The organism is Pantoea sp. S-LA4, assembly GCF_054482835.1.
Window position 1 is genome coordinate 1,683,340 of sequence record NZ_JBTLRC010000002.1, and the last position, 12,642, is coordinate 1,695,981.

The 12,642-nt window shown below is 58.0% G+C and carries 14 protein-coding genes and 1 pseudogene; 9 read left to right on the plus strand and 6 right to left on the minus strand.

All coding sequences use genetic code 11. The features are described from left to right. Positions 1–7 precede the first annotated feature (7 nt). From ACX3P5_RS08740 to ACX3P5_RS08755, 4 genes are read left to right on the plus strand one after another with little or no spacing between them, the layout of a single operon-like run. Positions 8–1,510: a sugar ABC transporter ATP-binding protein gene (locus tag ACX3P5_RS08740; protein WP_458968576.1), complete on the plus strand. Its 1,503-nt coding sequence runs from the start codon at positions 8–10 to the stop codon at positions 1,508–1,510. 32 nt (positions 1,511–1,542) lie between these two features. After that, positions 1,543–2,514 carry an ABC transporter permease gene (locus ACX3P5_RS08745; protein WP_233984309.1) on the plus strand — a complete coding sequence of 324 codons (972 nt, stop codon included), beginning with the start codon at positions 1,543–1,545 and terminating at the stop codon, positions 2,512–2,514. Next, entirely contained in the window at positions 2,514–3,371 is an 858-nt protein-coding gene (locus ACX3P5_RS08750) for a MurR/RpiR family transcriptional regulator (protein ID WP_233984308.1), read from the plus strand. Before ACX3P5_RS08745 ends, ACX3P5_RS08750 begins: the two co-directional genes overlap by 1 nt. A gap of 2 nt (positions 3,372–3,373) precedes the next feature. Continuing rightward, entirely contained in the window at positions 3,374–4,234 is an 861-nt protein-coding gene (locus tag ACX3P5_RS08755; protein ID WP_458968577.1) for a PfkB family carbohydrate kinase, read from the plus strand. Positions 4,235–4,274: 40 nt separating this feature from the next. Here the strand turns inward: ACX3P5_RS08755 and ACX3P5_RS08760 are convergent, their stop codons facing one another. Continuing rightward, on the minus strand, positions 4,275–5,306 hold the full coding sequence (locus ACX3P5_RS08760; protein WP_458968578.1) for an NADP-dependent oxidoreductase: 1,032 nt from the start codon (positions 5,304–5,306) through the stop codon (positions 4,275–4,277). A gap of 224 nt (positions 5,307–5,530) precedes the next feature. On the opposite strand from ACX3P5_RS08760, the gene ACX3P5_RS08765 reads away from it, so the two are divergent. After that, positions 5,531–6,343 carry an AraC family transcriptional regulator gene (locus ACX3P5_RS08765; RefSeq protein ID WP_458968579.1) on the plus strand — a complete coding sequence of 271 codons (813 nt, stop codon included), beginning with the start codon at positions 5,531–5,533 and terminating at the stop codon, positions 6,341–6,343. Here ACX3P5_RS08765 and ACX3P5_RS08770 read toward each other — a convergent pair. Together ACX3P5_RS08770 and ACX3P5_RS08775 are read right to left on the minus strand one after the other, a co-directional pair. Then, on the minus strand, positions 6,319–6,957 hold the full coding sequence (locus ACX3P5_RS08770) for a LysE family translocator (RefSeq protein WP_458968580.1): 639 nt from the start codon (positions 6,955–6,957) through the stop codon (positions 6,319–6,321). The two genes, ACX3P5_RS08765 and ACX3P5_RS08770, sit on opposite strands and share 25 nt — an antisense overlap. A gap of 130 nt (positions 6,958–7,087) precedes the next feature. After that, positions 7,088–7,618: a GNAT family N-acetyltransferase gene (locus tag ACX3P5_RS08775; RefSeq protein WP_458968581.1), complete on the minus strand. Its 531-nt coding sequence runs from the start codon at positions 7,616–7,618 to the stop codon at positions 7,088–7,090. A 93-nt stretch (positions 7,619–7,711) separates the two neighbouring features. Between ACX3P5_RS08775 and ACX3P5_RS08780 the strand changes: the two genes are divergently transcribed. Together ACX3P5_RS08780 and ACX3P5_RS08785 are read left to right on the plus strand one after the other, a co-directional pair. Continuing rightward, complete coding sequence (locus tag ACX3P5_RS08780) at positions 7,712–8,104, plus strand: VOC family protein (RefSeq protein WP_336755227.1); 393 nt, start codon at positions 7,712–7,714, stop codon at positions 8,102–8,104. A 310-nt stretch (positions 8,105–8,414) separates the two neighbouring features. Continuing rightward, the gene (locus ACX3P5_RS08785; protein WP_458968582.1) at positions 8,415–9,044 is read left to right on the plus strand and encodes a glutamate racemase; all 630 of its coding nucleotides are present in this window, start codon (positions 8,415–8,417) and stop codon (positions 9,042–9,044) included. On the opposite strand, the gene ACX3P5_RS08790 is transcribed toward ACX3P5_RS08785, so the two are convergent. Beyond that, complete coding sequence (locus ACX3P5_RS08790) at positions 9,037–9,786, minus strand: DeoR/GlpR family DNA-binding transcription regulator (protein WP_233984298.1); 750 nt, start codon at positions 9,784–9,786, stop codon at positions 9,037–9,039. The two genes, ACX3P5_RS08785 and ACX3P5_RS08790, sit on opposite strands and share 8 nt — an antisense overlap. Before the next feature lie 82 nt (positions 9,787–9,868). Between ACX3P5_RS08790 and ACX3P5_RS08795 the strand changes: the two genes are divergently transcribed. Next, positions 9,869–10,453, plus strand: a complete 585-nt coding sequence (locus ACX3P5_RS08795; protein WP_458968583.1) for an NUDIX domain-containing protein — start codon at positions 9,869–9,871, stop codon at positions 10,451–10,453. A gap of 47 nt (positions 10,454–10,500) precedes the next feature. On the opposite strand, the gene ACX3P5_RS08800 is transcribed toward ACX3P5_RS08795, so the two are convergent. Next, positions 10,501–11,604 (minus strand): NADH:flavin oxidoreductase/NADH oxidase, encoded by a 1,104-nt coding sequence (locus ACX3P5_RS08800; protein WP_233984296.1) that lies wholly within the window; start codon positions 11,602–11,604, stop codon positions 10,501–10,503. A 261-nt stretch (positions 11,605–11,865) separates the two neighbouring features. On the opposite strand from ACX3P5_RS08800, the pseudogene ACX3P5_RS08805 reads away from it, so the two are divergent. Then, positions 11,866–12,065, plus strand: a pseudogene (locus ACX3P5_RS08805) (hypothetical protein); the annotation flags it as partial. Here ACX3P5_RS08805 and uraH read toward each other — a convergent pair. Further along, positions 12,062–12,490, minus strand: a complete 429-nt coding sequence (uraH, locus tag ACX3P5_RS08810) for a hydroxyisourate hydrolase (protein WP_233984295.1) — start codon at positions 12,488–12,490, stop codon at positions 12,062–12,064. The pseudogene ACX3P5_RS08805 and the gene uraH overlap by 4 nt on opposite strands. Between the last annotated feature and the right edge of the window lie 152 nt (positions 12,491–12,642).

Here is a 12,642-nt window from a genome sequence, read left to right on the forward strand (position 1 = left end):
AGCGCGTATGGAACAGAATCGTTTAATGATGCGTGGCATCAGTAAAACCTACGGCAACGCCGCCGCGCTGCAGAGCGTCGATTTTTCAGTGCGGCCTGGCGAAGTTCATGCCCTGATTGGTGAGAACGGCGCCGGGAAATCGACGCTGCTGAACATCCTTTCTGGCGTGCGGGCGGCGGACAGTGGCGAAATCAGCGTTAACGGTCAGCCGGTGCAGATGAAGAATCCACTCAGCGCCCGTCACGCCGGTATTGCGATGATTCATCAGGAGTTACAGCACGTTCCGGAACTCTCGGTGGCGCAGAATATGTTTCTCGGTCGCCCGCTGACCCGAGCCGGTGGCTGCTGGGTGGATAAATCGGCCCAGCTGGCGCGGGCCACGCTGATCCTGAAAACGCTGGACCCGAGTATCGATCCCAACACACCGATTAAGAATCTCAAGGTGTCGCAGCAGCAGATCGTTGAAATCGCCCGGGCGCTGCTCGATGACGCCAAAATCATCGCGATGGATGAGCCGACCTCCAGCCTGACGCCAACCGAATTTGACCGGCTGGCGGAGCTGATTGCCGATCTGAAATCGACCGGCGTCTCACTGATCTACGTATCACATAAGATGAATGAGATTTTCCGGGTCTGTGACCGCGCCACCATCATGCGCGATGGCAGGCAGGTTGGGGTGGTCAATATCTGTGATGAGAATGAAGAGAGCATCGTTGCCAAAATGGTCGGGCGTAAGATCGACAAACTCGATCACCAGGCCTTCGTCAGTGACCGCGAGGTGCTGCGGGTAGAGAACCTCGGACGTGGCAATGAGGTGGCGGCGGCGAACTTCAGCGTGCGGGCCGGTGAAGTGCTGGGTATTGCCGGTCTGGTCGGTGCAGGTCGTACCGAGCTGCTGAAACTGATTGCCGGTATCGACAAGCGCACCAGCGGCACGGTGAGCGTGAACGGCACCGCCGTGAAAAATCACAACGTGCGGGCCGCCATTAAAGCGGGCATCGGTCTGGTTCCGGAAGACCGGAAAAAAGAGGGCATCATTAAGGAACGGGCGGTGAAGATGAATATGGCGCTGCCTTCGATGCACCATTTCACCTTCGGCGGCCTGCTCAGTCAGGTGCGGCTGAACCGCAAAGCGCAGACGGTGATGGGCGATCTGAAACTGCGCCCGCTGGATATCGAAAAAAGCATCGGCACGCTGAGCGGCGGGAATCAGCAAAAGGTCATTATTGGCCGCTGGGTAGCCGCCGACGCCAGGGTGTTTCTGTTTGATGAGCCAACGCGCGGTATCGATATTGGCGCCAAGTCTGAAATTTATCACTTAATTGAAAAACTGGCCCAGGCAGGCAAGGCCATTGTGGTGGTCTCATCCGAAATGACCGAAATCATGCGGATCTCCGACCGGGTGCTGGTGATGCGCGAAGGGCGAATTACCCAGGAGTTAACCGGTAGCGCGATCACCGAAGAGAATATTGCCCGCTTTGCCATTAAAGAGATTGACCAGACCGCCTGACCTCTTATCGGACTCTATTAAAGGTTATAACTATGATGACTCAGACCACCACGCCGGCGGGTGTACGCACGCCCGCGCTGCTGAAATTTAATCTGCGCGATGCCGGCACCTTAATTGGATTATTAATCATCGTGGTGACATTTTCATTTCTGTCGCCGGTCTTTTTTACCCTGCCGAATCTGCTGAATATTCTGCAACAGTCCTCAATTAACGCCTTAATTGCGCTGGGGATGACGCTGGTGATTATTTCCGGCGGTATCGATCTCTCGGTTGGTCCGAGCGCGGCGCTATCGGCGGTGCTCGGCGCAACCCTGATGGTGTCGGGCGTACCGGTGCCGCTGGCGATCCTCGCCACGCTGGGCGTCGGGGCGCTGTGTGGTCTGTTCAGCGGCACCCTGATTGCCTATGCGGGCCTGCAACCCTTTATCGTCACGCTGGGCGGCCTGTCACTGTTCCGCGCCATTGCGTTGATCTACACCGGCGGCAATCCGATCTTTGGTATTCCGCTGGAATTTCGCAGCCTGATCAACAGCACGCTGTTCGGTATCCCGACGCCGATTGTGATTGTGGCGGTGATTGCGCTGCTGCTGTGGACTGTGATGAATAAAACCCCGCTGGGGGAATATATTCTGGCAATTGGCGGTAATGAAGAGGCGGCGCGGGTTGCCGGTGTCCCGGTGAAGCGCACCAAAGTGACGGTCTATATCTTCTCCGGCCTGCTGGCGTCACTGGCATCGCTGATCCTGATTGGCCGACTGGGTGCAGCCGAGCCGACCATTGGTAACCTGTGGGAGCTGGATGCCATCGCGGCGGCGGCGATTGGCGGCGCCTCATTGATGGGCGGCAAGGGCAGCATATTCGGCACGCTGATTGGGGTGATTATCCTCGGTGCGTTACGTAATGGCTTGACCTTACTGAACATTCAGGCCTTTTACCAATTGCTCGCTACCGGCCTTATTATTATCATAGCGATGTTGATTGACCGGGCGACCCGAGGCAAGTAATGAAGCAAGATCCGCGAGCCATTGGTGCTCAGATTCGTATGCGTTTGCCCCAGCTGACGCCGTTAGAACGCCGTGTTGTTGAGGCGATTATCGCCAGAACCGATATTACCGAGCAGTCGTCATTAAAAGAGATTGCCGGAGAGAATAATGTCTCTGAAGCGATGATTGTTAAGATCACTAAAAAACTTAACTTCACCGGTTTCCGGCATTTCAGAAGCAGCCTGATTTATTACAACCAGTCTGAGGTGGCGGGATTGCATGCGGAAATTGAGCCGGATGACTCGTCGGAACAATTGCTGGCAAAAGTATTCAGAACCTCTATTCAGGCGATCGAAGAAACCTTATCGATTCTGGATGTCTCTGAATTTAATCGCGCGGCAGACATTATCTATAAAGCACGGCATATCGATCTTTATGCCGTAGGCGGCTCGGCCGCCGTTGCGCGCGATCTTTCGCACAAGATGCTGAAGATTGGCATTAAGTCGACGGCCTACGATGACGCCCATATTATGCTGATGTCAGCCGCGGTGTTATCTGATGACGATGTGGTTATCGCTATCAGTCATTCGGGTGCCACGCGCGCGGTGAACGATCCGGTAAAACTGGCGGGACGGAATGGCGCGAAGGTGATCGCCATTACCAACTATGCCGAATCGCCGATTGCCCGCAGCGCGCATGTGGTCCTCAATTCAACGTCTCAGGGATCGCATCTGTTAGGGGAAAACGCCGCGTCACGCATCGCCCAGCTCAATATTCTGGATGCGCTGTTTGTCGCTATCGCGAAAAAAGATTTAAAGCGGGCGGAAAAAAACCTGATGAAAACCCAGCATGCGGTTCAGGATCTGCGGGAATTTTAGCTATGAGCAAAATTGCAGTCACCGGCAGTCTTCATTATGACATTATGCTGGACGCGCCCCATCGTCCGGAGAAAGGCGAAACGGTGATGGGCACTGCCTGTCACTATAAGTTTGGCGGCAAGGGCGGCAATCAGGCGGTGGCCGCGGCCCGCGCGGGCGCAACGGTGCGCTTTGCCGGGGCAGTGGGCAGCGATCCACAGGGCCACTTTCTGCGCGATCATCTGCTTCAGGCGGGTGTGGATTGCGCCGCCGTTACCATCATTGATCATCTGCCGTCGGGCATGAGCGTGGCGATTACCGATGCCGAAGGCGATTATGGCGCGGTAGTGGTCTCTAACGCCAATCAGCACATTGCGCTGTCGGCTTTTGAGCAGCCCGCCTTCTGGCAGGACGTGACGATGCTGGTGCTGCAAAATGAGGTGCCGGAAGCGGTCAATCTGCGGGCGGCGCAGGCGGCCAGGGCACGCGGCATAGCGGTGTGCGTTAATGCCGCGCCGGCCAGAACGCTGTCGGCGGCGTTCGAGAGCTGTATTGATCTGCTGGTGGTGAATGCGATTGAGGCGCGTGATATGTGTCAGATCAGCGTGCAGGATCTGGCTTCAGCGCGGGCTGCGGCCGAGGCGCTGAGCAGACGCTTTGCGCGGGTGGTAGTCACGGCAGGCGAACATGGCGTGGCGTATAGCGAGGCGGGCGAAACCGTCAGTCTGGCGGCGCAAAAAGTGACGCTGGTCAGCACGCACGGTGCGGGCGATTGCTTTGTCGGAGTGTTGTGTCAGCAATTAAGCGACGGGGCGACGCTGGCGGCTGCGGTGGGTGAGGCGAACCGGGCGGCGGCAGAGCACGTTTCGCGGCTGCCACACTGATTAGCGGGCGTGCAGCGCCAGTGACGCTGCACGCTTTACCTCATGACGCGACTTTCACCACGGTCTTACCGAAGTTTTTGCCGTTCAGCATATCGATAAACGCCTGTGGCGCATTCTCCAGCCCTTCAATCATATGCTCGCGATAGTGGATCTTTTTACTCTCCACCAGCGGACGCATCGCTTCAAGGAACTCCGGATAGCGGTCACCGTAATCCTGGAAGATGATAAAGCCCTGCATACGAATGCGGCGTTTCAGGATACCCGCCATGATCAGCGAGGTTCTGTCCGGGCCAGCCGGCAGCTCGCGCTGGCTGTAGGCGGAAACCAGACCACAGACCGGCACGCGCGCCGCGGTATTCAGCAGCGGGAACACCGCATCAAACACCTTACCGCCAACGTTTTCGAAGTAGATATCAATGCCATCCGGGCAGGCATTTTTCAGCTGCTGTTCAAAATCGGCGCTGTGGTGATCGAGACAGGCATCAAAGCCCAGCGTTTCCACCGCGTAACGGCATTTCTCTTCTCCGCCTGCGACACCCACAACCCGGCAGCCCTGCTGTTTACCCAACTGGCCAACGGTTGCGCCGACCGGTCCGGTGGCCGCCGCGACGACCAGGGTTTCGCCCGTTTTCGGCTGACCGATATCCATCAGCCCCATGTAGGCGGTAAAGCCCGGCATCCCGAGAATGCCCAGCGCCCATGACGGATGTGGCAGGTCATTGCCCAGCTTCGCGATCTCTTTGCCATCCGAGACGGCATATTCCTGCCAGCCGCTTTGCGCCAGCACCCAGTCACCGCTCTTAAAGTCACTGTTTTTTGAGTCGGCGACCTGACAGACGGTACCGCCGACCATCGGCTGATCCAGCTCGGCGGGCGCGGCGTAAGATTTTCCCTCATCCATCCGGCCACGCATGTAGGGGTCGAGCGAAAGATAGACGGTGCGCAGCAGCACTTCGCCTTCTTTCAGTTCCGGGATGGGCTGCGCCACATAGCGAAAATTCTCTTTGGTCGGCTCGCCATGCGGGCGAGAAGCCAGTAACCATGCGTGATTCTGGCTGGCGTGTTCAGTCATGCTGTCATCCTTTTATTGCGGGGCAATGCGCAGTGCATTGCCGGGTGAACGTCGACAAAGTGTAGATGACATCTGGCGGTGTGCGTTTAGCGCTGTGGGCGGTAACGGCAATGATTCGGGATGGCGTGAGTTATGCAGCGCGCGGCGGCAATTGCATTCGCCACGGCAAAATGGTGTGATGAATCATCGTGATAGAAACATCCGCTTGCAAAAGGATCGACAGCGTGGCGTTACACTCCTCGGCCTGGTTCAGTTTCAACGGCATTGAATGCTCGCAGGTCAGCGCCCGCGACGCCCTGTTTCCACGTCATCTGCACGACGAGTATGTGATCAGCGCTAACCTGACCGGCGTTGAGCAGATCTGGCTGGCGGGCAAAACCGCCGAGGTGAAGGCCGGGCAGGTCACGCTTTATAATCCGGCCACGCTGCAGGCCTCACGCTTTGATCATCAGGAGGTGAACTTCATCAGCGTGCATCTGCCGCAGGCGCTACTGCAAAACCTTGCCACACAGCACAACCTCACCAGCCACCATCAGGCTCCGGCGTTGCGTGAAGGCGTGCTGGATGAACCTCGTCTGTTTAGCGCCTTGTGTGCCTTCGCCGGGGCGAGCCGCGACGATGACCTGGCGGATCAGCAACAGCGGCTGCTGTCGCTGTGTGGCGAACTGCTGCAACCCGAACAGCCCGCCGACCGGACGGAGCATCGGCTGGTGGCCCGGGTTAAAGAAGCGCTGCTGGCGACGCCTGAGATCAAACCTTCGCTGGACGATCTGGCCAGTCAGGCGGGCGTCAGCAAGTATCATCTGGTGCGCTGTTTTACCCGCCATACCGGTCTGCCACCGCTGCAATATCACATGCAGCTGCGGCTGCATCGCGCCCGTCAGCTGCTGCGCAATCGGGTGCATCCGCTGGAGGCGGCGCTGGAACTCGGCTTTTACGATCAGAGCCATTTCATCAATGCGTTTCGGAAAGTGATGGGCGTGACGCCGCACGACTACGCGCAACAGACCGGTCAGCGCAGCATAAATTCCCGATAGCCAGAGACGATCACGATAATCGCGAAATAGCTGAAGATGATGGCCGAGGCGATGGCGCAATATTTCAGTAAGCGCTGACCCAGCGCCCGGCCGCCCAGATGCCCGACCAGGCACAGAACGCCGGTCCAGATCACGCCGGCAATAAAAAAACCGCTGAGAAAGGCGACGGAAGTGCCAGTGCTCTGCTGACCGATGCGGGAAATCAGCGCGCCGCCAACGGTGGCAAACCACAAAATCGCACTGGGCGAGGAGATCGCCAGCAGCACGCCACGGGAAAATTCCTGTCGCAGCGGGCGCGGCGGCGCGGCTTTTTCAAAGGCAATCTGCGCGGCGGGTTGCCATGCAGCCATCGCCATTTTCACCGCAAACCACAGCAGCATCGCACTGCCGCCCAGCCACAGCACCCAGCGTACCGGAGTAAACTGCAGCAGCACCGCCAGGCCGGAGAGCGCCAGCAGAGCATAAAACAGATCGCCGATACAGGTGCCGATCCCCAGCCAGAACCCCTGGAAATAGCCACGCTGCATCGCCAGGGTGATCATCGCGATGTTAGCGATACCGATATCCAGACAGAGCGACAGGCTCAGCAGAAAACCATTCGAAAAGGGCATCATGCTTCACCGCCTGAGAGTGAAGTCACGTAAAGCGTTCGGGTCAGCATCGGAGTTTCCTGTTATCTGTTGGAAGAAAACCCGAGTTCATCACTAACCGGCCAGGGGAATATTGGAAAAAATTGCGCCTGGATTAGCGCCGGGCCAGCCACTCAGCCTGTGACAGGGCATAAAGGCGGCTCGGCGGAGCACCGGTGACATCCTGAATCTCACTGACATAGTGCAGGCCGGCTTTCTCCAGCACCTTAATCGACGCCTGATGATGCTCTCTGACCCGCGCTTCAATCGTGCTTAGCCCCAGCACGGTAAACCCATAATCGACCGTGAAGCGGGCAAACTCCGTGGCGTATCCCTGGCCCCAGGCGGCGGTTTCAAAGCGGTACCCCAGATTATTCATCCGGTGCTCATCCAGCAGGTGCAGGCTCAGCCCGCCAAAACCGATCGGGTGATCGGGCTGCGCCTGACGGGCAATCGCCCAGCGGCCGAAGCCGTCATCCTGCCAGCCCTGTAGCCAGTTACGCAGCTCGCTATGGGCCTGCTGGCGATCGCGCATCGGGCCAGCCGGATTAAAGGTGTTGGTGGCGGGATCGCCATAAATCCGAAACAGATCGGCTTCATCTTCTGGCCGCACCGGCCGTAACAGCAATCGTTCACTCTGCAACATTTTCAGCCTCTGTAGGATAGGGTTGCGCACCCGGCGTAACGGGGAGATCGGGATGCTGTGATAAATAACAGTAAACCCTGAGGAGAGAAAGCGATGAATATTCAACACCTGCGTATCGCGCGGCCGGTGGCCGATCTGAACCTAAGCAGCAGGATGTATTGTCACGGACTGGCGCTCAGCCCGATTGGCGCGTTTGAACAGCATCAGGGATTCAGCGGCGTGATGCTGGGTCGGGTCGATTTAAACTGGCATCTGGAATTTACCCGCTGTGATGCGCATCCGCTGACGCCGCAGGTTTCCGACGACGACCTGCTGGTGCTCTATATTCCAGCCAGAGAAGAGTGGCTGACCCACTGTAAGCGGATGGATCAGGCGGGATTCCAGCGGCGGCCGGCCTTCAATCCGTACTGGGATCGGCAGGGAATAACCTTTGTTGATGCCGATGGCTATCGGGTGGTGTTGCAGCACGCCGCCTGGCAACCCTGACTACTCTGGCTGGCGCGTCTCGTGCAGGTGCCGCCACAGCAGCTGTTCACCCTGCAGCGTAAACAGCACGCTAGACCAGCGGACTATGGGCGTCTGGCCTGGCTGGTGGTGATGTTCAGCCGGACTACACCTTTCCGATGCAGGGCATCTATGCCGTCTACCCGGATACACGTCACGTTCCGGAGAAGGTACGGGGCTTTATCGACTTTTTACGTCAGCGGATCGCCTCAGGCGCTGGACAAGGCGAACAAACGCGGTAAGTCTGTAAGCTGCTTACTTAACTCACCGCTAGCCTTGCCCGGAGAGAACCATGAATCTGCTCTGTCTTCATACTGCGGCCAGTAATATCGCCATTTTCGATGACGCTGCCGCCTCGCTGGGCGTGACTGCGCGTCCGCTTAACCATCTGGTGATGCCGGAATGGCTGGCGGAGGCGGAGCGTAGCGGCGGGATGAGCGTGGAATTACGCGCCCGGATTGCCCGGCTGATTGAGGCTTTGCTGCCGCAGATGGAGGCAATAGTGATGACCTGCTCAACCCTGGCACCGGTCGCCGATGACTTTGCCGTTGCCGGTCAGCCTGGTTGGGTGCTGCGCAGCGATAAAATGCTGGCCGAGGCGCTGCAGCGTTATAAGGGTCCCTCGGTGGCGCTCTGTGCAGCGGAATCGACGCTTGAAGCGACGCGGGCACTGTTTTACCGGGCTGGCGGCGAGGTTGAAGTCCGGCTGGTGGCCGGTGCCTGGGCCGCCTTCAAAGCCGGGGATAATGCGCGTTATTTTGCTCTGATTGCGGACGCGGCAGAGCAGGCTTATCAACAGGGAGCAGGTCAGGTGGCGCTTGCGCAAAGTTCCATGACGCCGGTGGCGCAGCGGTTTGCTGTTGGCCAGCGACCGCTCACCGCGCCGCATCTGGCCTTGCAGGCCTGCTACGCCCTCAGATAAGGGTGACGCCGTGGGCAGTCAGCGCCTGCTGCAGCGGCTCGCCCGGCGGCGTATCGACCACCAGCGTGCTGGCCAGCGAGAGATCGCCAATTGCAAAGGCGGAGGCGGAGTTGAGCTTCTCCGCTGAGGCCATCACCACGGTTTCCGCTGCCCGGCCAGCGAGCGCGCGTTTTACCGTGGCCTCTTCAAAGTTGCCGGTGGTAAAGCCTGCCGCCGGATGCACACCGGTGACACCCATAAAAAACAGGTCGGCATTGATGCGGTTGATCGACTCCAGCATCGCTGCGCCGACCGCCACCACCGAGTGCTTATAGAGTTGGCCGCCGATCAGAATCACTTCGACGCGCGGATGGTCGGCCAGCGTCAGCGCCACGCTGGGGCTGTGGGTCACGGCGGTGAAATCCAGCGTGGCGGGCAGCAGCCGTACCAGTTCCGCGCTGGTGGTCCCCCCATCGATCAGGACGATCTGTCCCGGCTGAATCAGCGCTACCGCTTTCTGCGCAATGGCGCGTTTCGAATCAGTTTGCACGCTTTTGCGTGTTTCAAAACCCGCCAGAGCCGCTGAAACCGGCAGAGCGCCGCCATGAACCCGCTGCAGCAATCCTTCGGCTGCCAGCTCCCGCAAATCCCGGCGAACGGAATCTTCCGAGACGCCAAACCGCTGGCTGAGATCGCCCGACTGCACCTGTTTTTCGCTGGCAAGCAGGGCGAGGATCGCCTGTTTACGTTGTCCCGAGAGCATAGTTATGGTTGCCTGTTTTTTCTTGATATTGCACGATTGTGCATGATAGCTTGACTGCTGTCCACCCATCGAGGAGATCATCATGCAGCAGAGTTCTGACCGAGTGCGCATCATCAGCAAGCAGTTGCTATCCGATAACTGGTACACCCTGAAGAAATACACCTTTTCGCTGTTGCGACGTGATGGGCAGTGGCAGGAGCAGAGCCGGGAAGCCTATGATCGGGGCAACGGTGCGGTGGTCCTGCTGTATAACCGTGAAAAAAAACGGGTCGTGCTGACGCGACAGTTCCGTTTCCCCATCTACCTTAACGGTCACCACGGCTTTCTGATTGAAGCGGCGGCGGGGTTACTGGATAACGCCTCGCCGGAGGCGCGCATTGTCGCCGAAGCCGAAGAGGAGACCGGTTTTCGCGTCACGCGGGTGGAGAAGGTGTTTGAAGCCTTTATGAGCCCCGGATCGGTCACGGAAAAGCTCTATTTCTTTATTGCTGAATATGCAGATCAGCAGCGCAGCGGTGAAGGCGGCGGTATCGCAGAAGAGGGCGAGGATATTGAGGTACTGGAGATGGATTTTGACCAGGCGCTGCAGGCGATTACGGACGGTGAAATCATGGATGCCAAAACCATCATGCTGCTGCAGCATCTGCGGCTGAAGGGTATTCTTTAGTACGCCGTCAGGCTGGCAGGCCGCAGCGACGCGGCCTGCCGATGAGCTTATTCGTCGCGGGTCAGAATGCCTTTAACATCGTGCGGTTCTGAACGCAGATACTGTGGCGGAACCCGGACTTTACCGTCCAGCGCAGCCGCTGCGTGCCACGGCCAGCGTGGATCGTAGAGAATACCGCGCGCCAGCGCCACCAGATCGGCTTCGCCCTGTTGCAGCAGATCTTCCGCCTGCTGGGGCTCCGTAATCAGGCCGACCGCAATCACCGGAATCGAGACCTGCTCACGGATATCGCGGGCAAACGGCACCTGGTAATTCGGGCCGACGCTGATTTTTTGCTTCTCCGACAGGCCACCGCTGGAGACGTGAATATAGGCGCAGTTGCGCGCTTCCAGCTCGCGGGAGAACGCGATCGACTGATTCACTTCCCAGCCGCCCTCTACCCAATCTGTTGCCGAGATGCGCACGCCGACCGGAATTGACGCCGGTACCGCATCACGCACCGCCTGGAACACTTCCAGCGGGAAGCGCATCCGGTTTTCCAGTGAGCCGCCATACTCATCGCTGCGCTGGTTCGACAGCGGTGAGAGGAACTGATGCAGCAGATAGCCGTGTGCGCCGTGTACCTCAATCAGCTCTATGCCCAGTTTCACTGCCCGACGGGCGCTGTCGACAAAGGCTTGTTTAACCCGCTCCAGCGCATCACGATCCATCGCCAGCGGTCTGGCTTCATTTTCGCTGTAGCTCAGCGCTGAAGGCGCGACGGTTTGCCAGCCCTCGGGGGCATCAGGCGCTATCTGTTTGCCGCCTTCCCACGGCACCGCGCATGACGCTTTGCGTCCGGCGTGTCCCAGCTGAATGCCAATCGGAATTGAGGAGTAACGGCGCACATCCTCCAGCACGGATTTCAGCGCCGCTTCATTGTCATCGTTCCACAGTCCTAAATCGCCGGGAGAGATACGGCCGATATCTTCGACGGCGGTGGCTTCAATAATCAACAAGCCGGCACCGGAAAAGGCCAGCTGACCAAGGTGAATACGGTGCCAGGCAGACGCGTTGCCGGAATCGGCTGAATACTGGCACATCGGTGCAATCACAATGCGGTTATCCAGGGTAAGTTCGCCCAGTGAGACAGGTGAAAAAAGTTGGCTCATGTTATCTCCATGGTTTTATGACTAACGTGACAGGGAATAACTATAGCGGGCGATTGGGCGGATCGGGTGCGGCGCAAGGTGACATTTTATGTCAGCGCGCGGGTTGGCGGTGGATTTTTGCCGCGTTGAGTCGGGCCGCAGATGACAGACTAAGCGGTGAGATAAGGCGAATAACCGCAGAGAACCGGCGAACTGCGCCGAACTTTGCGGTTATTTGCGGGCTGACGATCATACCTGCGCCATGCCGCCATCGACAAACGCCTTGGGGCGTTTTTACAGCAGGGTGAGATGGTGGAAATTTTGCCTGACTGGCGACCAGCGGGTTATCCGTTTCATCTGGTCTATCCTCAGAATCGACACGTTACGCATCGGTTGCGGGTGTTTATTGACTGGCTCTGCGGCGGGTCGCGGGAGAAGGGCAATCCGGCACGCAGGCGCGCCGGATTCATTCAGAATCTTAGTTACCGCGATAGGTCGAGTAACCGAACGGGCTCAGCAGCAACGGAATGTGGTAGTGCTCGCCGTTGGCATCCATGTTGAACTCAACCGGGATCTCCGGGAAGAACGTTTTCTGGTTGTTCTTCTTATAGAAGTCACCGGTTTTGAACACGACGCGATAGCTGCCAGCGCTGGCCATTTTATCCTGCGGGAACAGGGCGCTGATGCGACCATTATTGTCGGTGACGCCAGTGGCCAGTTTCACCCAGTTATCCTGCTGTTTCTGATCCAGTTCCACTTCAATGCCAGCGGTCGGCTGGCCGGTTTGCAGGTTCAGGACGTGGACGCTTAACGGATTTTTAGCCGCCGCGGGTTGTGCAGCAACAGCAGAAGCAGAAATGCCAGTGGCCAGAAGTACAGTTGCGATCAAAGCATGTGAGGTTTTCATCAATGTTTCCTTTATTGACGGGGTTTATTTGCAGCAATAGTAGGGTGGATAACCGCAAAGCGATATTTTGCGGCGGAAAATGTGAAATTTCTGAGGTGGAGCGGTCAGAAATTGTGGTCATAAGTGATTTTAGTTACATCATGCATTTACTC